Here is a 16,916-nt window from a genome sequence, read left to right as displayed (position 1 = left end):
CTATTTTTGGAAAGTGAATATGACAATTATTCCTTATACAGTGAATTTTAAATCTCAGTTTATCCAATTCTTTCAAACGGCAATGGAAGAGATGGGGTTTGAATATATACCTGAAACAAAAGACTCAGATGTTGTTTCTGTAGAAGCAATCTATCAAACGAATGGCGGCTGTTTCATGATTGCTTGCGATGAAGGGCAAGTAGTCGGCTCCATTGGAGTAAAGCGGTTTTCTGAAAATACCGCAGAACTAAAGCGTTTTTATGTATTGAAACATTATCAAGGTAATGGATTCGGCTTTCAGTTACTCGATAAAGCAGTAAAGGAAGCAAGAACGTCTGGGTTTCATTCTATTCGATTAGGCACGACTCACGAATCAAACAAAGCGATAAATATGTTTCAAACATATGGGTTTTATCAAATTGCACGTTATAACCAAGACCCTTATGCAGAGGTATTTATGGAGCTTGATTTGCGAGAAAGCGGTAGCTAGGGACGCTAAGGCTTTATTTTACTTATGCAAAAACAGAAAGCCTCGGTGTTGTTAAAAATCGGGGCCTTTTTCTATCACTGCTTCTTTGTATTGAAGCAGTAAAAGCTTGTTACGCCTTTGGTCGTTTTAAATTACCTGTCTTCTGTGAGGATGGGCGGGAGTTGTTCCATCATGTAGTCGATGAAGACTCGGAATCGAGCTGGTAGGTATTTGTTTTGTGCGTATTGTAGGGCGATTTTTCCGTGGTAGTTTCCCTTGATTGTCCAGTCGCTAAGTACTTCTACCACTTCGCCTTTTTCTAAAGCGTGGCGAGCTACGAAGTCATGAAAGATGCCGATTCCTAGGCCGTCGATTACCCCATTTAAACGCATTTGTGCTTCGTTAACGGCGTAGCGTCCCGAGACAGCAATTGTATGTTCGTCATTGTCTTTAGCGAAGTACCAATTATTGTCGTGGTCGGTTTCTGCTAAATAAAGACAATCATGGTCTATGAGTTGGGTTGGGTGGTTTGGTGTCCCTCTTGATGCTAGATACTCAGGGCTGGCGCACAGTACTAAGGAGGTTACGCCTATCTCTTTCAGAATTAAATTAGGGTTGGGTTTATCTGTGAGTTGAAAGCAGATATCAATGCCTTGGCTGAAGATGTCGACTGGGCCATCGACTGCACGTAATTTTAATTGAGTATCTGGGTACTGTTTTAGGAAAGGAATCACCAAGGGCTGTAGCACTATATTCATGAACGCTTCTGGTGCCGATACCGTTATAGGGCCTGCGGGTAGGGCATGTTGTTCACTGGACAGTTCGACTGCTTGTTGAGCTGAATTGACCATGGTTTGGCACTGCTGGGCGATTCGACTTCCCGCTTCTGTGATCAATAGGCGACGGGTCGTTCTTTCAAACAGTTTGACCGACAGCGCCTTCTCTAATCGGCTTATGGTTTTACTTAGCGCTGAAGGGGTAACCCCTAGTTTCTTTGCGGCAGCGGTAAAGCTTTTCTCTTCTACCACCAAAATAAAGATAGCAAGGTCGGGCAATAGGGTGATGAGTTTGTTTGAAATCATCTATTTGTTCCTTTGATTCACTAATGGTTTTCCATGTATTGGGATAATAGTCTTATTCGCGATGTTTTAGTATGGGTTTACATTTTAAAGAGAAGATTCACGATCTTTTTAACTGTGATCTTGAGTGTTTTCTAGAATATTGAATAAGGATTACGACTATGAGCGCTGCATTTTACGACCAGATTAATCAACAGATAGAGCAGACTAAAATGGATGGCCTCTATAAGTCTGAGCGCGTTATCACCTCGGCACAAAAATCATTGGTATCTATATCTAGTGGCGATCAAGTACTTAACTTTTGTGCGAATAATTACCTAGGCTTAGCCAATCACCCCGCTCTAATTGAGGCGGCCAAACAAGGCATGGATCAGAATGGTTTTGGCATGGCTTCTGTGCGCTTCATCTGCGGAACTCAAGATGCTCACAAAGAGTTGGAAGCTAAGCTTTCTAAGTTTCTAGGTATGGAAGATACGATCCTCTACACCTCTTGCTTTGACGCAAATACGGGGCTTTTTGAAACCATCTTAGGGCCTGAAGATGCGATTATTTCTGATGCACTTAATCATGCATCTATCATTGATGGCGTACGCCTATGCAAAGCCAAACGTTTTCGTTATGCCAATAATGATATGGCAGAATTAGAGCAGCAGCTTATCGATGCCGATAAAGCAGGAGCTAGGCATAAGCTTATTGTTACTGACGGTGTTTTCTCTATGGACGGGGTAGTGGCCAATTTACCAGCTATTTGCGATTTGGCAGATAAGTACTCGGCGTTGGTAATGGTGGACGACTCCCATGCGGTGGGCTTTATGGGGGGCGAAGGCAGAGGAACCCATGAGTACCATGATGTGATTGATCGAATTGACATTATTACTGGTACCTTAGGCAAAGCCATGGGTGGTGCCTCTGGTGGCTATACAGCGGGTAAAAAAGAGGTGATTGATTGGCTACGTCAGCGCTCACGCCCTTATCTTTTTTCGAACTCAGTTGCTCCAGCTATTGTTGCCGCTTCTATCCGTGTGTTGGATTTACTTAAAGATGGTGATGAACTTCGAGCTCAACTATGGCGAAATGCCAGCCACTTTCGTAACCGTATGCAAGATGCTGGTTTTACTTTAGGTGGGGCAGGCCATGCCATTATTCCTATTATGCTTGGCGATGCCAAAGTAGCGGCAGAATTTGCTGAGCGAGCATTAACTAAAGGCATTTATGTGATCGGTTTTTCTTTCCCTGTTGTTCCTAAGGGTAAAGCGCGTATTCGTACTCAAATGTCTGCCGCCCACAGTATGGCCGAATTAGATAAAGCAATTGACGCCTTTATCGAAATTGGGCAAGAAATGGGCTTGATTTAGGTAAATAATGATGAAGATTAAAGCATTAGCAAAACTTAAAGCAGAAGAAGGCATTTGGCTAACGGAGGTCGATAAACCCGAAGTTGGCCACAATGACCTGTTGATTAAGATTAAAAAAACGGCCATCTGCGGTACTGATATCCATATCTATAATTGGGACTCATGGTCGCAGCAGACCATACCTGTGCCGATGGTTGTGGGCCATGAGTATGTTGGCGAAGTTGTGGGAATGGGCCAAGAAGTTCGGGGCTTTGAGTTAGGTGATCGAGTATCAGGTGAGGGTCATATCACTTGCGGCTATTGCCGAAACTGCCGAGGTGGGCGCACGCATTTATGCCGCAATACGGTTGGCGTTGGCGTAAATCGTACTGGTGCGTTTTCTGAGTATTTGGTCATCCCAGCCTTTAACGCTTTTAAGATTCCCGAGGAAATTTCTGATGACTTAGCCTCGATTTTTGACCCATTTGGTAATGCAGTACATGCGGCGCTTTCCTTCGATCTAGTCGGAGAGGATGTGTTGATTACCGGTGCTGGCCCAATAGGTATTATGGCCGCAGCCATCGCTAAACACGTTGGTGCTCGCCATGTGGTGATAACGGATGTGAACCCTTACCGTTTGAAATTGGCAGAAAAAGTCGGTGTTACCCGCGTTGTGAATGTGGCAGAGCAATCGCTGGAAGAGGTGATGCTAGAGCTGGGGATGACGGAAGGCTTCGATGTGGGTTTAGAGATGTCGGGCAACCCAGCTGCGTTTAACAGCATGTTAAAAGGATTAAACCACGGTGGTCGAATCGCATTGTTGGGCATACCCCCTTCCGATATGAGCATTGACTGGAATCAAGTAATCTTTAAGGGCTTGGTTATTAAAGGGATTTACGGCCGTGAGATGTTTGAAACATGGTATAAGATGGCAAGCCTGATTCAATCTGGCTTAGATTTAACGCCAGTGATTACTCATCACTTTAAAATTGATGACTTCCAAAAAGGCTTCGACGTTATGCGCAGTGGGGCTTCGGGGAAAGTGATATTAGATTGGCAATAATGTAAGTCGCTTCTTAATGTTTTATTCATAATTTAAAACAGAAAGCCTCCGTGTAGTTATGCATAGGAGGCTTTTTTACGTCTTTTGAAAATACTTTTTAGTTAGGTGATGTGTATTTCTGCTATACCTATATGTTCTTGAGTTAAAGGTAATGAATTAAGGTTTGGTGTACTGAGTTTTAGCCGCGTTATGTCATTAAATTATTAAATGGGGAAGGTGATGAAAAAGTTAATAGGGATTTTGGTTGGTATGTTTAGTGTTTCAGCCGTAGCGGTTGAGGGCTATAAAGATATTTATCTTAACAAAGCAGAAGACATTATTGTTCACGGCATTTTTTGCGGAGCGGATATAAACCAGCTAAATCGCTTTAAGCCATCTGTTGTTTATACAAACACAGCAGAAATTGAAAAGGGCACTTATTATTTCCGTTCTCCATATGGTGATTATTCTTTTACCTTTAATTCCACCCAAAATGATTTAGTGATGGTACGAGGCTTGTCACAGGGTGGAGCGTCATCCATAGAAGATATGAAGCAAGAGTTTTGTATTGTGAAGTACGATGAAAGGCTACCGTCTGGGGTTAAGCAGTACGTTAACCAAAAAGTGATTAAAGAAAATGCCCCTGATAAGACGAAAGTGCTAGAACAGTATGAATTGGTGAGTGGAAAACCAGCTGTAGGAAAAGGTAAGTATTAGAAGCTTAAGTGTACTCTCTGCTTTGGCAGGGATTCGTAGTAATCGCTGTGGTGAAGTTAGATAAATAGGCGTAGAACGCCTCCATTGATCTAACTTCACCAACGATATTTACGTATTATAAACACCACCATTGATGTCTAAGGTGGCTCCTGTAATGAAACCGTCAAACTCAGAGGCAAGATAAACAACAGCCCGTGCAACGTCATCTGGGGTGCCAGCTTGTTGTAGAGGAATCTCGGCAATGGTTTTATCTGCGGATTCTTTGGTGGTGTGGGTGTTGTGGAAAGAAGTGCCAAGAATCAAGCCCGGTGCCACAGCATTTACTCTGGTTCCTTGAGCGCCAAGCTCTGCTGATAATGCGCGAGTGAAGGTAAGAATCGCGCCCTTACTGGTTGAGTAAGCCAAAGACCCTGCATGACCACCTTTTCGACCAGCCAAAGAGGCTAGGTTAACTATGCTACTGCCATTTTGCTTTGCTAGGTAAGGCGCAGCGGCACGGGTGACAAACATCATGGAAGTTAAGTTGATGTCCATAACCTTGTGCCAGAAGTCAGTTTCCATTTCATCTAGCGATTTACGGGCGACAAGTGAACCTGCATTGTTGATCAGAATATCTAAGCAACCAAGAGCTTTAACCGTTTGCTGTACGAGCTGGCTGGCATCGCTTTCCTTGGTTAAATCTCCACTGATTGTAACGGCTTTTTGGCCTTTTCCTTCTGCATATTGAATCAACTGGTTAGCGGTTTCAGCACTTGAAAAGTAATGAATGGCTACATTGGCACCTTGGTCGATAAAATGCCGAGTGATGGCTTCCCCTATACCTTGGGCACCTGCGGTAATAAGGACATTCTTTCCTGCTAACTTAGAGTCTTTCATATGATTCCTGTCGCGTAATTTTTTATTTCCTGATTATCAATGACTAATTGAGTGGATAAGCTTTGAATAAGAAAACCATAACAAAAGGGCGTAAAAAAAGAGGCTAGCTTTTAGTCTTATAATGGAGTTCCGCTTTGCCCAAAAAATAAGGGAATAAACAAGTAGGGGGTGATGGAGATATTAAAATATCCCGATGACGTGGTTGTTCTAGTCACAGGGATATTTTGATTGCTATTTAGTTTTTGATGCTACTCACTAGGGGGAGTATATGGCCCAACTAATAAACCTCGGTTAGGATTATATATGGCGTTTGCATTGGCTACTCTTACTACCTCGGGTGTCTTGTCAGAGACAGAGCCAATAACTTGTGATGCTACAGCACCTACAAGGTTACCAATTAGACCTCCATTTCCTGAATTAGAACTTTGAATCGCAGATGAGCTTGCGTCCCATAAAAGAGCTCCCGTTCTACCATCGACTAATTTCATAGAAACTTCTACGACAGTGTCTGAGGATAGAACACGATATTTTTGTCCCCAATCATTTATTTCAACATATAAGACTGCATCTGCACCAATATGCTCGTACAGTTTATCAAGAGGAACCAGGTTCATTTCTTCTGGAGTTGGCAACCCATTTTCTTTTAAAAATGTATCAATCACGGCGACAGGAAATACGTAGTAACCTTTTTCACCTAATGGTTTGCTGATTGTTGATAAATAAACGTATGGCGCATTTGCTTCAACTGAGTTGTTTTTAGGAGGGATAACCAATATTGATTTTGGCTTGGCTGCTAACAGTGCATCATAATTATAAGGTTGTTGCGTTGCACACCCAGTTACTAGAAGTGCTAACAATAGAGGGAAGCATAAAAAGATTTTTTTACAGGTTTTCATTAATTAGTTCCTTCTAAACGTTTTAGCATTCCATCTATAAGTGTTGCAGACTCTGGATAGAGAGACTTTTCAGTCGCGAACTCAGCAATTGATTGGTCTATATTTCCTTCAAGGGCATACATATAGCCTAAGTGTGCATGAATACCTGGTGCGATTGGGATATTCTTTGCCTCTGCCTTTTGAATATCTGCAAGCAAAGTTGATATTTGAGTAGTGGAGTCTGCACTGCCAGGTTCAATATACATATCGTAAATCAGACTTTCATATTCACCCCAGTAGAATGTAGTTTGTTTAGAAGCACAGCCTCCTAGCACAAGCATGGATAATATTATTAAGGTTGCTTTGAATCCTTTGTTTGCTTTCATATTATTGCACCGTCCATATGCCGTTTTCTAAGTCGCGTACGATATTATTGACCGCTTCTTTAATTGCAAAATTTAGAACTTTACCGTTTAGAGTTGCGTCATAGCTTGCTGTTGAACCAAAACCTACTACTTCGCGATTACTTAACTCATATTCACCAGCAGCTTGAGTGGAGTAAACTATTTCACCGTTCATCACATCAACAATATTCATACTTACTTTTGCATATGCTGTTTGAGTTTTACCCGAGCCGAGAATACCAAAAAGTTGCTTGTCGCCTGTGACCTTGCGGCCAAACTCTGTAACATCCCCTGTAATCGTATATCGAGCGCCAGTAAGATTTTGTGTTACGCCGTTTAATTCTGCTTCACGCTTTAATAGTTCTAAATTCTCTCTATCTACTACTTTAAATCTATTTGTCTGTTGAAGGTGAGTTTTAAGAATGGTTTTTGATTGGTTTCCTAGTTTATCCGTACCAGATGAGAACAGCCCTTGCATGTAAGATGAGCGGTTCTGAAAGTTACCAACTACTAATGTAGTTTTTGTGCCTTTATATTCAGTGTTGTAACTTGATACAGATTCAGTTGTTATTGCTTTATGAGATTGAGTTGCTGAGCATCCGACTAAAGCTAGGGTAGCTGCAAAAAATAGGAAATAGATAGATTTTCTAAAGGGGTTAAAGAAAGGTTTTGTCATTTTATACTCCATATAAAAATGCAATTTAGTATTGTTACCTAAAACAAAAATCATTCTATCTATCTTGATATTAAATAACCAGCTTAGTTTTTTATTGCTACATTTCTACTTTGGTTGGTATTTTTGACTAGAGGGTCTTTATATTTTTAGTGCTTTTCTGTAGGCTGCGAGGTTTGTAAGTTTATTAGATTTAGTGAAGGTGTTGGGCATTATGAGTAATGAAAATTTGGAAGGTGGTTGTACTAATACGAGTTGTTGTCCTCCTAAGCAGGCTACAGTAACACGTGATACACCTAAAATTGGGCGCAACGACCCATGTGCTTGCGGTAGTGAAAAAAAATACAAAAAGTGCTGCGGTAAAAACGCTTAAGAGCAGCGCTTGTCTTTCACATGTGAGTTATTTTAAAGGCCTCTTTCTTAGCAGAAATAGGCCTTTTTATTATTCCCTACTTTATCAAGGAATTTACTGTGGCATACCAACGTATAATGGGATTAGAGGTTATAGATCAAGGCATTTATCAAAAATACCGTGAAGCCATGATGCCTATTTTAGCGACCTTCGGTGGTGAGTTTACTTTTGATTTTACTGTCTCAGAAGTATTGCTTTCTCAAAGTACGGATAATATTAATCGTCTATTTACGATCACCTTTCCAAGCAAGCAACATATGGAAGGTTTCTTTTCAAACCCTGATTATTTGGCGGTTAAGGCTAAGTATTTCGATTTGTCGGTGAAAAGTGCCACTGTTATTTCTTTACATGAAGTGAGTGCTGAATAGCCTAAGGGAGTTGCAAACGGAATGCGTAAAATAACCTCATCAAAAGATCTTGCACGTATACGTCGAATTGCTTTAGCAGCGCAAGGCTTGTTGCAAACACAAGCGTACGGACGAGGCTTATCTGGAGCAAGAAAGGCAATACAGCATATTGGCTATGTCCAAATCGATACAATTTCAGTTGTAGAGCGGGCTCATCACCATGTACTTCATTCTAGAGTCCCTAATTACCAGCCAGATATGTTGAATCAAATGTTAGTGGCGGGGGACATATTTGAATACTGGTCCCATGCCGCGGCATTTTTACCCATGGAAGACTTTCGTTTCTCTTTACCTTTCAAAGAAGCCACTAAGAGCGGTCAACATCCTTGGTATAAAAATAAAGATCAGAAATTGATGAATGAATTACTAGCTCGTATTCGTTCTGATGGCCCACTAAGATCCAGAGACATAGAAAATAAGCCAACAACAAGTTCAGGCTGGTGGGATTGGAAGCCCGCTAAACAAGCGTTAGATCAACTTTATATGGAAGGCGATTTAATGGTCTGTGATCGCACCGGTTTTCAGAAAACCTACGACCTTGCTGAACGAGTTTTACCTTCACATATAAATACAGCAATGCCGACAAATGAGGAGTTTGCGGAGCACTTGCTTCAGCAACAATTAGCTTGCCATGGTCTGGTGTCATTGAAAGGGGTAACTTATTTACGCCGCAATGCTGAACTGCGAAAGGCAGTAAAAAATCTAATACATGAAAGGCTTCTACAGGGTTCATTAGAGCAAATACAATTGCCAAACGATGAAGTGTTCTTTATTGAAGTCAGTACATTAGAAAGCACGTTACCTAGATTGAATGAAAAATTACGTATCCTGTCGCCATTTGATAATAGCGTCATACAGCGAGATAGGTTGAGACCCTTATTCCAATTTGATTACCAAATCGAATGTTATCTTCCAGCAGCAAAGCGCCAATATGGTTACTTTTCCTTACCCTTACTTTATCGAGCTGAAATGATAGGTCGAATGGATTGCAAGGCACATCGGAAAACAGGGCACTTAGAAATTAAGTGTTTACATTTTGAAGAGCATTTATCGAGTGCGCGTTCTGGCTACGAGGAATCGCTTATTGCGGCTTTTACTGAGGCGGTTAAAACCTTCTGTGTCTTCCAAAAGTGTGACACTGTATCTTTAAACGCCGTTCACCCTAAACGCCTTCTACAACCTATACAGAAATTACTCTTTTAATAAGGATGATAGCCAAAATACTGAGGCTATCATCAGGGCACTGTTTATCTATTCTCAGGGGATGCCATATCTTCCGCTTTATGGGATGCTTTCATTAAGGCGCTATATAGGGCTTCATCCACTTTTTGTTTTTTCAACTCATTGACGCCTTGTTCTGTTGTGCCATTTGGTGTCATTACATCTTGGGCTAAAGTTGAGGGTAATTTGCTAGACATTTCTAGCATTTTGCCACTGCCTTCTAATGTTTTGCTGACTAGGCGTTTAGCCTCTGCATAACTAAACCCCAGCTCTTCTGAGGCTTTAATCATGGCATCTGCAATGACCATTATATAAGCTGGTCCACCGCCACTAATGCCAGTTGCGGCATCGATAAGGTGTTCCTTCTCTACAAAGAATAGTTCTCCTAAGTTTTGCGCAGCAGCAATGAAGGCGGTGTAATTGTGGTCGGCCATGCCATCGTAGTAGATGGGAGTGATCCCCGCGCCATACTCACAAGGCGTGTTTGGCATGCACCTTACTACTGAAGACTTTGACGAGTATTGTTGTATTTCCGAACAAGACACCCCAGCCATCATAGAAATTATCAAAGTAGGTGAACTGTGTTCTAAAGCGATGTTAGGTAAATCTTGTGGTCTTACTCCTAGGAAAAGGATATCGATTTCCTCTGGTAATGAGTCCATCACTTTAACGTCACCAAGGCTCTGAGCTTGTCGCAGTCGATCAACACTTTTATCAATAACAACAACATTCCATAATTCTAGGAAGAAAGGTGCGGTGGCTTTAAATACAGGGAAGCCCATATTGCCGATACCTAAGTAAACACAGGTCTTTTTATTTACACTCATTGTATTTCCCTATTCCTTGTCTTGTTTAATTGAGAGTGCATATTTTTATCATGAAGAAGGGCATTTCAGGCATTCAAGATGAACATACTTAGTATGTTCAAAATAAAGATGAATGAAATTGTATAAAAGCGTATTTTTAATTGGAATTTAGCGAGTGTTTTTTTTAATCGAGCCTCATTTTTCTAGGGTATTTATATAATGGCAAAAGCATTTTCTCCTTCTTGTGATCGCAACCAACAGCCTATTCTTGATCAACTTTCCGTCTATTTTAAACAGGCTCAACAAGTGCTAGAAATTGGTTCAGGTACGGGGCAGCATGCGGTGTTCTTCGCAAAATATTTGTCTCATGTTACTTGGCGAACCAGTGATATGTTGGAGAACCATGGGAGCATTCAAGCTTGGATAGATGAAGCTAATCTGACTAATTTAATTGCTCCTTTTGAATTTCATTTTGGCAAACATGCTTGGCCAGATCTGGCAGTTGATGCCGTTTTTACCGCCAATACCACTCATATTATGCAGCGAGAAGACGCGAAATTGATGATGGAAACGGTGGCTGAAAACCTGCCTAAAGGCGGTGTTTTTTGTCAATATGGGCCTATGAATGTGGATGGTGAATACACCAGTGAAGGGAATAGAGACTTTGACCAAAGCTTACAGCAAGGTGGCTATGGTGGAATTCGAGATATTGCTGAGTTGGTTGAATGGGCTGTAGGTATGACACTGGTTGAAAAAGTGGACATGCCAGCGAATAACTTTTTATTAGTATGGAAACGAGAGTAGAAGATTTCTTCCATTTTACTTGGTTATTTTTATTATTTGAGTTGAGTTTCGTGCCTCGGTTGTGTGGTAGGGGGATAGTGTTTATTCTATTGCCACATTTTAAAGTGATAATTAATCGCTTTTCCTTCGTACCCAATAATATGGCGTACGCTACTTTTTAACCTTTACGGAGTACATATGTCTGCTTATAAACAAGCTGCACAAGAGCTGTTAGGTCGCCGCAAAGCCGGTACTAAAGCCCCTCGTCTTGAAGAGTCTATTCGTCCAACGAGTATTGATGATTCATTAAATATACAGGCTGAAATGGCGAAAATTGAAACGGTAACGGGTTGGAAGTGCTTATTACCACCTGCTGAAGATAAGATCATTGCTGCACCTATTTTCAATGTACAAAAAGGTGACATAGCGGAATTGTTTGAAGATAAAGGTGTTGCTCGTGTAGAGCCTGAAATCGGTTTTGTTTTAGCGAAAGACTTACCGGTTAAAGAAGGCGATTACAGTGAAGCAGAAATCATCGATGCCATCGGTAGTGCACATATGGCATTAGAGTTAATGCAAAGCCGTTATGCTGACGATGCAGGCCAAAGCTTCCATGAAAGTCTTGCAGACTGCATGATTAACCAAGGCTTATTTATTGGGCCTGAAATTGATAAAGCGGCAGCAATATCAACCAGTGCTATCAAAATTACGGTTACACAGGGCGATGAAGTACGCGAACTAGATGGAAAGCACCCTAACGAACGTGCCATCGATGGTTTGATCTGGCTAGTGAATTACATGGGTAAACGTGGCGTTGGCTTAAGTGCTGGTGCGGCTATTATTACAGGTTCATTTAAAGGCATAGTGAACATGGAATTTGATATGGAAACCACCGTAGCCTACGAAGGACTAGGTGAGTACCAAGTGACATTCAAACGTCCAGCTTAACTTTGCTTTAAAATATTCAGCGTTAGTTTAACGCTGAATATTTTACTATGTATTTTTTTCATTTCTAGTTTTCTTTCTCTTCGTATTACTCCCGCTTTTCACTTCCTCGATCTATTTTCTATTTTATTGATTTAAGTCACGTTTCTTCACATTAAGAGTGCGCACCTCTCCTATTTGCCATCTTAAAAAACTCTTAAAATACCAAGTCAGAATTTTACCTCCTTGGTACTGATCTAGGGGGATGGACATAATATTTGGAAAAGGAATAAGGTATTCGTGAACAAGTTTAAGCTACAGATATCGGCGACGTTAGGTGTAATCATTGCAGTGATTATAGTGGTTTTAATATCAATAGGTTTTGTGGCATTCAAAGAGGAAAGTGTCTCCCTGAATAAAGCCATTTTGGCAGAAAAAAACACGACTATTGAGGCCGAATTAACAGAAAAAATTAGTGCCTATAGAAGTATTATGTCAGCAGTTAAGATGGACTCTTCTGACGTTTCAGAGCAAGGGTTATCTGATAACCTAGTGACTCAGCTTGAAATGCTGTTTAGATCACAATCTCGATTTATTGACGGCTCTTATATAGTGGGCAATGAAGGGCAGCTTTATGATGTATCAGGTAAGAAACTGTCGCTTAATGTACGAGATTACCACTTCTTTAAAGCTATGTTTGATGACCGTAAAGAGTTTTACATATCTGCTCCTTTTATTTCAAAAATATCCAATAAAGAAATTGTTGCCCTGACTTATCGAATTAGTGACAAATATGCTGTAGCGACTTCGGTTTTTGTGGATTCATTACTAGGGGACTTAGCAAAGAGAAAAGACCTTTTCTTATATTCTGCTGACGAAGTGATCTTGATTCCTCCCTATCCAGAAATGCGAGGGAAAAATATCTTTGATGTGCGACCGGGTTATAAGTCTTTTAGTGAGCAAAACCCTGAGCAGCATTACAGTGCTGTTGTTGCGGGAGAGGAAATAGAGTTCACTGCATTTTGGACACCTATTGAAAGTACTGGTTGGAAGCTGGTGTCTTTTATTCGTGATTCGAGTATTGAGCAGAGTGTTAACCGTCAGTTAACGACGTCTATCATTGTTGGCTTGCTGTCTCTCCTTATTGCTATGGGAGTGTTAGCTGTGGTTGTCGATAAATTGGTGCTTAAGCCCGTTGGTGGAGCGCCAGATGATATTGCCGATTTAATGGAAAAAATGGCGCAGGGAGAGTTCTCTCAAAACCTAAAAGTGTCCAATAAAGATTCCGGAATATATCTTTCTCTTATTCGCTTATCTAATCAACTGTCCAGTTTGATTCATAGTACTCATGGCATCTCGGAAAGCGTATCAGCGGCTTCTACTGAGTTAAATGCGATCATGAATGAGAGCAAATCAAATGCCTTAAATGAACAAGCGCAAATGGAACAAGTGGCAACAGCAATTACAGAGCTCTCTTCCACCTCACAAGAAGTGAGTGGCAAGGCTCAAGTGGCGGAAAGCGAAGCTAAAGCGGCAACGCAAAGTGTAAATGATGGCAAAGTGAAGCTTGAAAAAAATATGAGTTTAACGACGCGTATTAATCAATCTGTAAGCGAAAGCTCAGACATTGTGAATGAGCTACGTAAATTTGCTATGGAAATAGGTAGTGTCATCGAAGTGATTAACTCTATTTCTGAACAAACGAATTTGTTGGCCTTGAATGCGGCGATTGAAGCGGCTCGTGCAGGTGAGCATGGACGTGGCTTTGCTGTTGTGGCCGATGAGGTAAGGGGGCTGGCTTCAAAAACACAAGAGTCTACAGTAAGTATTCAAGAGATCATTGAGCAGTTGCAGCAGCAGTCAGAACGTGCGCAAGATAACATGCAACATAATGTTGAGTTGATAGAAGAGTCTGTATCATTGTCAGCAAGTGTTAATGTCGCATTTGAAAATATCACCAAAGCGGTGGCTTCTATTTCAGACATTAATACGGTTGTGTCTACCTTGTCTCAAGAACAATTTAAGGTCACGGAAGAGATCTCTGAGATTACCACCCGCACCCATGACCTTGTTCAACAAAATGTGGCGAGCGTTGAAGAAACCTTGCAGGCATCTGCTGAGTTATCTGAATTGGCAGAGAAGCAAAAAAGCGACCTTTCTTTCTTCAAGTTTTAAACACGACTTGTTTTTTAAATGGCAGTCTCTTTTCGCTAAGAGCTGCTATTTAAATTGTAATACTATTAGTGAGAAGTGAAGGCTAAAATCTTTTTCTTCATATTTATACATGTTATTGTTTTCATTAATTATTAAACAATAAAAATAAACCGATAGAGGGAAATATGTATAAATTTATAGGAGTGTTGGCTGCTGTAATTGCTCTAACGGGTTGTGCGAAAGACCCAGTTTACCTTGAGTCTTTGAAGCAGGGGGAGCACCTTTTAAGAAGTGAAAAAACGGTTGAATTTTATGAGGAATATTATGAATACCCACAACATAAAGCTCTTGTGGGTTCGTATATTGCTAGATATTATGCTTATAGTTCCTACAAAACAAAAGAAATTTATGCCATTGAAGATGCTTTAGCGCGTTGTAATGAGGGGGTTTTGAAAAAGGTTGATAAACTTACCCTAGAGAACTCATGTAAAGTTTTAAATATAAACAATGAGTGGGTGTTAGATGATCATGAAAAAGCGAAACTTTTTCGCTTCTTAGAACATGCAAAAGTTCTCATTGGAAGTGACTTTGGGCTAGAGGAATTTGAAAAATACTATTATGAAGATGGTTATAAAGCTTTCGCATATTCCAAAGTAGGTAAAGCAACAGCTTACGTTGCTAATGAAGATAAGAAAAATGTGACAGTTAAGCTGGCTTTAGAAGATTGTAATAAGGGGGTCTTGAAGAAGGTTGATAAACTTACCTTTAGGAACTCGTGTAAAGTTTTAAATATAAACAATGAGTGGGTTACCGAAGGTAAGGAAGAAGCGAAATATGTTAGTTTCTTAGAAAGTGCAAAAACTCTTATTGGAAGTGGTTCTGGGCTCCAAGAGTTTGAAGAATACTATTACGAAACAGGCCATAAAGCGTTTGCATATTCTAAAGCAGGTAAAGCAAAAGCTTATGTTACTAATGGAAGTAAAAAATATTCAACAGCGATATTAGCTTTAAAAAAGTGTAATGCTGAGCTACTAGAAGAGTTTCCTCGTATTACTGATGATATTCGCTGTGCAATTATCAATATTGACAACCGATGGGTAATTGACCCAGATAACTGGGTGGTTGATGTTGACGACCAATTGATAGGCAAAGACTCCAATACTACGAAGCCTAGCGACTATGCAACGGCCTTAGAAAAAGCTAAAAAAGTACTGAAAAGTAATCGGGCCATTCCATTATTTGAAAAGTATTACCATAAACCTAACCATAAAGTATTTGTACAGTCTAAAGTTCACGCTGGTGTAGCCTATTCGACTAACAAAACCAGTGTGGAAGCTGCTAAAGAAATTGCGATGGGAACTTGCCATAAAAATTTGTTGAAGAAGTACGCTGAAATCACCGATGAAATATCTTGCGAAGTTATTAATATAGATGGTGAATGGGTAACAGAGGACAAGTAGTCAGAGGGAACCTTAGACAGAAAGCAAATTTCAATCACTTTAAAGGCCGCTTACAGCGGCCTTTTCCATTTTAATACCATAGCTAAGTGAAAGTTAAATAGGTTTTGCTTCATAATTACAAATGTTAGTGTACTTCATTGATTTAAATTAATAAAAATAAACCAATAGAGGGAAATATGTATAAATTTATAGGAATGTTAGCTGTTTTAGTGGTTCTAGCTGGTTGCGCAAAAGACCCGGTTTATCTGGAATCTTTGCAGCAAGGAGAGCACCTTCTAAGAAGTGAAAAGGCTGTTCAATTTTATGAAAAGTATTATGAATATCCTCAACATAAAGCATTTGCACAGTCTAAAAATGGTAGCTTAAGGGCTTACGCATCCTATAAGACAAATGAAATTTATGCCATCGAAGACGCATTGGCGCGCTGTAATACAGGTGTCTTAAAATATGTTGATAAGCTCACATTAAAGGACTCATGTGAGGTTTTAAACATAAACAATGAATGGGTTATTGATGGTACAGAAAAAGCGAAATTCATTCGCTTTTTAGAAAAAGCTAAGATTGCCCTTGGCAGTGACTTTGGGTTAGAGAAATATGAAAGCTATTACTATGAATCGGGGCATAAAGCTTTCGCTCATTCAAAAGTAGACAGAACAACGGCTTATGTCGCTAGTCAAAGTGACAAGAATATGGCAGCTAAATTAGCTTTGGATAAGTGTTACGATGGGCTATTAGAAGCTCACCCAGAAATGACGGCTGCTGATGCATGTGAAATAGCCATTATTGATAATGAGTGGGCTAATATCAAATCTGATATAACTAAAAGTAGTAAATATAAAGCAGATGTTAAACGAGCAAACAAGGTCATAAAGAATTTGAATGCCCGTAAGATGTTTGAAAGCTATTATCGCAAGCCATACCATAAAGCCCTAGTTCAAGGGAAAAACACCCTACATTTAGCTTATTCAACAAATAAGAGCAGCGCTAAATTGGCCATTGATACGGCTCTTTCAAAATGCCATGAAAACTTACTTAAGGAATACCCTGAAATCACTGACGAAATATCTTGTGAAGTGATTAATGTAAATAATGAGTGGGTAACTAGTGAAAACTAATTGAGCTAATGAAATAGCTAGTTTTCAGTTCTATTTTTACTTATAAAAGGCCGCTTACAGCGGCCTTTTATATTTAGAAAATGATTTTTTAGCCATTATGATTTTTATTTAATTGTGGTGTTATGAAAATGGCTCCATAGAAAAGGGAGAGCATAATAAAGTTAA

General features: G+C 40.2%; 18 protein-coding genes. 12 read left to right on the top strand and 6 right to left on the bottom strand.

The window, feature by feature from the left end; genetic code table 11:
* Window positions 1-19: 19 nt before the first annotated feature.
* Window positions 20-490, top strand: coding sequence for a GNAT family N-acetyltransferase (locus tag OFY17_RS10270; protein ID WP_263530642.1), 471 nt, complete (start codon window positions 20-22; stop codon window positions 488-490).
* A gap of 131 nt (window positions 491-621) precedes the next feature.
* On the opposite strand, the gene OFY17_RS10265 is transcribed toward OFY17_RS10270, so the two are convergent.
* On the bottom strand, window positions 622-1,551 hold the full coding sequence (locus OFY17_RS10265; RefSeq protein WP_263530641.1) for a LysR family transcriptional regulator: 930 nt from the start codon (window positions 1,549-1,551) through the stop codon (window positions 622-624).
* Between the two features lie 158 nt (window positions 1,552-1,709).
* Between OFY17_RS10265 and OFY17_RS10260 the strand changes: the two genes are divergently transcribed.
* The 3 genes from OFY17_RS10260 to OFY17_RS10250 all read left to right on the top strand — a co-directional run bounded on the left by OFY17_RS10260 (window position 1,710) and on the right by OFY17_RS10250 (window position 4,641).
* Window positions 1,710-2,903, top strand: coding sequence for a glycine C-acetyltransferase (locus tag OFY17_RS10260; protein WP_263530640.1), 1,194 nt, complete (start codon window positions 1,710-1,712; stop codon window positions 2,901-2,903).
* 16 nt (window positions 2,904-2,919) lie between these two features.
* Complete coding sequence (gene tdh / locus OFY17_RS10255; RefSeq protein WP_263530743.1) at window positions 2,920-3,945, top strand: L-threonine 3-dehydrogenase; 1,026 nt, start codon at window positions 2,920-2,922, stop codon at window positions 3,943-3,945.
* A gap of 219 nt (window positions 3,946-4,164) precedes the next feature.
* Window positions 4,165-4,641, top strand: a complete 477-nt coding sequence (locus tag OFY17_RS10250) for a hypothetical protein (RefSeq protein ID WP_263530639.1) — start codon at window positions 4,165-4,167, stop codon at window positions 4,639-4,641.
* A 108-nt stretch (window positions 4,642-4,749) separates the two neighbouring features.
* Here OFY17_RS10250 and OFY17_RS10245 read toward each other — a convergent pair whose 3' ends face one another.
* From OFY17_RS10245 to OFY17_RS10230, 4 genes are all read right to left on the bottom strand, one after another.
* On the bottom strand, window positions 4,750-5,517 hold the full coding sequence (locus tag OFY17_RS10245; RefSeq protein ID WP_263530638.1) for an SDR family NAD(P)-dependent oxidoreductase: 768 nt from the start codon (window positions 5,515-5,517) through the stop codon (window positions 4,750-4,752).
* 248 nt (window positions 5,518-5,765) lie between these two features.
* Window positions 5,766-6,413, bottom strand: coding sequence for a DUF799 domain-containing protein (locus OFY17_RS10240; RefSeq protein WP_263530637.1), 648 nt, complete (start codon window positions 6,411-6,413; stop codon window positions 5,766-5,768).
* Complete coding sequence (locus OFY17_RS10235) at window positions 6,413-6,778, bottom strand: DUF4810 domain-containing protein (RefSeq protein WP_263530636.1); 366 nt, start codon at window positions 6,776-6,778, stop codon at window positions 6,413-6,415. The genes OFY17_RS10240 and OFY17_RS10235 overlap by 1 nt, the downstream gene beginning before the upstream one ends.
* A gap of 1 nt (window position 6,779) precedes the next feature.
* The gene (locus OFY17_RS10230; RefSeq protein ID WP_263530635.1) at window positions 6,780-7,472 is read right to left on the bottom strand and encodes a CsgG/HfaB family protein; all 693 of its coding nucleotides are present in this window, start codon (window positions 7,470-7,472) and stop codon (window positions 6,780-6,782) included.
* Window positions 7,473-7,683: 211 nt separating this feature from the next.
* On the opposite strand from OFY17_RS10230, the gene OFY17_RS10225 reads away from it, so the two are divergent.
* The 3 genes from OFY17_RS10225 (at window position 7,684) to OFY17_RS10215 (ending at window position 9,491) form a co-directional block, all read left to right on the top strand.
* Window positions 7,684-7,842: an SEC-C metal-binding domain-containing protein gene (locus OFY17_RS10225; RefSeq protein WP_263530634.1), complete on the top strand. Its 159-nt coding sequence runs from the start codon at window positions 7,684-7,686 to the stop codon at window positions 7,840-7,842.
* 98 nt (window positions 7,843-7,940) lie between these two features.
* The gene (locus tag OFY17_RS10220; protein WP_263530633.1) at window positions 7,941-8,249 is read left to right on the top strand and encodes a DUF1330 domain-containing protein; all 309 of its coding nucleotides are present in this window, start codon (window positions 7,941-7,943) and stop codon (window positions 8,247-8,249) included.
* A 21-nt stretch (window positions 8,250-8,270) separates the two neighbouring features.
* Window positions 8,271-9,491 carry a winged helix-turn-helix domain-containing protein gene (locus tag OFY17_RS10215; protein WP_263530632.1) on the top strand — a complete coding sequence of 407 codons (1,221 nt, stop codon included), beginning with the start codon at window positions 8,271-8,273 and terminating at the stop codon, window positions 9,489-9,491.
* 44 nt (window positions 9,492-9,535) lie between these two features.
* Here OFY17_RS10215 and OFY17_RS10210 read toward each other — a convergent pair whose 3' ends face one another.
* On the bottom strand, window positions 9,536-10,336 hold the full coding sequence (locus OFY17_RS10210; RefSeq protein ID WP_263530631.1) for a pyrroline-5-carboxylate reductase family protein: 801 nt from the start codon (window positions 10,334-10,336) through the stop codon (window positions 9,536-9,538).
* 198 nt (window positions 10,337-10,534) lie between these two features.
* On the opposite strand from OFY17_RS10210, the gene OFY17_RS10205 reads away from it, so the two are divergent.
* From OFY17_RS10205 to OFY17_RS10185, 5 genes are all read left to right on the top strand, one after another.
* Entirely contained in the window at window positions 10,535-11,119 is a 585-nt protein-coding gene (locus OFY17_RS10205; RefSeq protein ID WP_263530630.1) for a class I SAM-dependent methyltransferase, read from the top strand.
* A gap of 177 nt (window positions 11,120-11,296) precedes the next feature.
* Complete coding sequence (locus OFY17_RS10200; protein ID WP_263530629.1) at window positions 11,297-12,046, top strand: hypothetical protein; 750 nt, start codon at window positions 11,297-11,299, stop codon at window positions 12,044-12,046.
* 276 nt (window positions 12,047-12,322) lie between these two features.
* Window positions 12,323-14,197: a methyl-accepting chemotaxis protein gene (locus OFY17_RS10195; protein ID WP_263530628.1), complete on the top strand. Its 1,875-nt coding sequence runs from the start codon at window positions 12,323-12,325 to the stop codon at window positions 14,195-14,197.
* A gap of 164 nt (window positions 14,198-14,361) precedes the next feature.
* Window positions 14,362-15,636 carry a hypothetical protein gene (locus OFY17_RS10190; protein ID WP_263530627.1) on the top strand — a complete coding sequence of 425 codons (1,275 nt, stop codon included), beginning with the start codon at window positions 14,362-14,364 and terminating at the stop codon, window positions 15,634-15,636.
* A gap of 176 nt (window positions 15,637-15,812) precedes the next feature.
* A complete protein-coding gene (locus OFY17_RS10185) occupies window positions 15,813-16,751 on the top strand; it encodes a hypothetical protein (RefSeq protein ID WP_263530626.1) in 939 nt (312 codons plus the stop codon).
* The last annotated feature ends 165 nt before the right edge of the window (window positions 16,752-16,916 follow it).

The organism is Marinomonas sargassi, assembly GCF_025716875.1.
Lineage (GTDB): Bacteria > Pseudomonadota > Gammaproteobacteria > Pseudomonadales > Marinomonadaceae > Marinomonas > Marinomonas sargassi.
This window is presented reverse-complemented; position numbering and strand designations above follow the sequence as displayed.

Bases quoted from the DNA above. Each gene is read 5' to 3' on its own strand.
- OFY17_RS10270 (WP_263530642.1), top strand. From the start codon at position 20: ATGACAATTATTCCTTATACAGTGAATTTTAAATCTCAGTTTATCCAA.
- OFY17_RS10260 (WP_263530640.1), top strand. From the start codon at position 1,710: ATGAGCGCTGCATTTTACGACCAGATTAATCAACAGATAGAGCAGACT.
- OFY17_RS10250 (WP_263530639.1), top strand. From the start codon at position 4,165: ATGAAAAAGTTAATAGGGATTTTGGTTGGTATGTTTAGTGTTTCAGCC.
- OFY17_RS10245 (WP_263530638.1), bottom strand. From the start codon at position 5,517: ATGAAAGACTCTAAGTTAGCAGGAAAGAATGTCCTTATTACCGCAGGT.
- OFY17_RS10265 (WP_263530641.1), bottom strand. From the start codon at position 1,551: ATGATTTCAAACAAACTCATCACCCTATTGCCCGACCTTGCTATCTTT.
- OFY17_RS10225 (WP_263530634.1), top strand. From the start codon at position 7,684: ATGAGTAATGAAAATTTGGAAGGTGGTTGTACTAATACGAGTTGTTGT.
- OFY17_RS10190 (WP_263530627.1), top strand. From the start codon at position 14,362: ATGTATAAATTTATAGGAGTGTTGGCTGCTGTAATTGCTCTAACGGGT.
- OFY17_RS10210 (WP_263530631.1), bottom strand. From the start codon at position 10,336: ATGAGTGTAAATAAAAAGACCTGTGTTTACTTAGGTATCGGCAATATG.
- OFY17_RS10200 (WP_263530629.1), top strand. From the start codon at position 11,297: ATGTCTGCTTATAAACAAGCTGCACAAGAGCTGTTAGGTCGCCGCAAA.
- OFY17_RS10230 (WP_263530635.1), bottom strand. From the start codon at position 7,472: ATGACAAAACCTTTCTTTAACCCCTTTAGAAAATCTATCTATTTCCTA.
- OFY17_RS10240 (WP_263530637.1), bottom strand. From the start codon at position 6,413: ATGAAAACCTGTAAAAAAATCTTTTTATGCTTCCCTCTATTGTTAGCA.
- OFY17_RS10215 (WP_263530632.1), top strand. From the start codon at position 8,271: ATGCGTAAAATAACCTCATCAAAAGATCTTGCACGTATACGTCGAATT.
- OFY17_RS10185 (WP_263530626.1), top strand. From the start codon at position 15,813: ATGTATAAATTTATAGGAATGTTAGCTGTTTTAGTGGTTCTAGCTGGT.
- OFY17_RS10235 (WP_263530636.1), bottom strand. From the start codon at position 6,778: ATGAAAGCAAACAAAGGATTCAAAGCAACCTTAATAATATTATCCATG.
- OFY17_RS10205 (WP_263530630.1), top strand. From the start codon at position 10,535: ATGGCAAAAGCATTTTCTCCTTCTTGTGATCGCAACCAACAGCCTATT.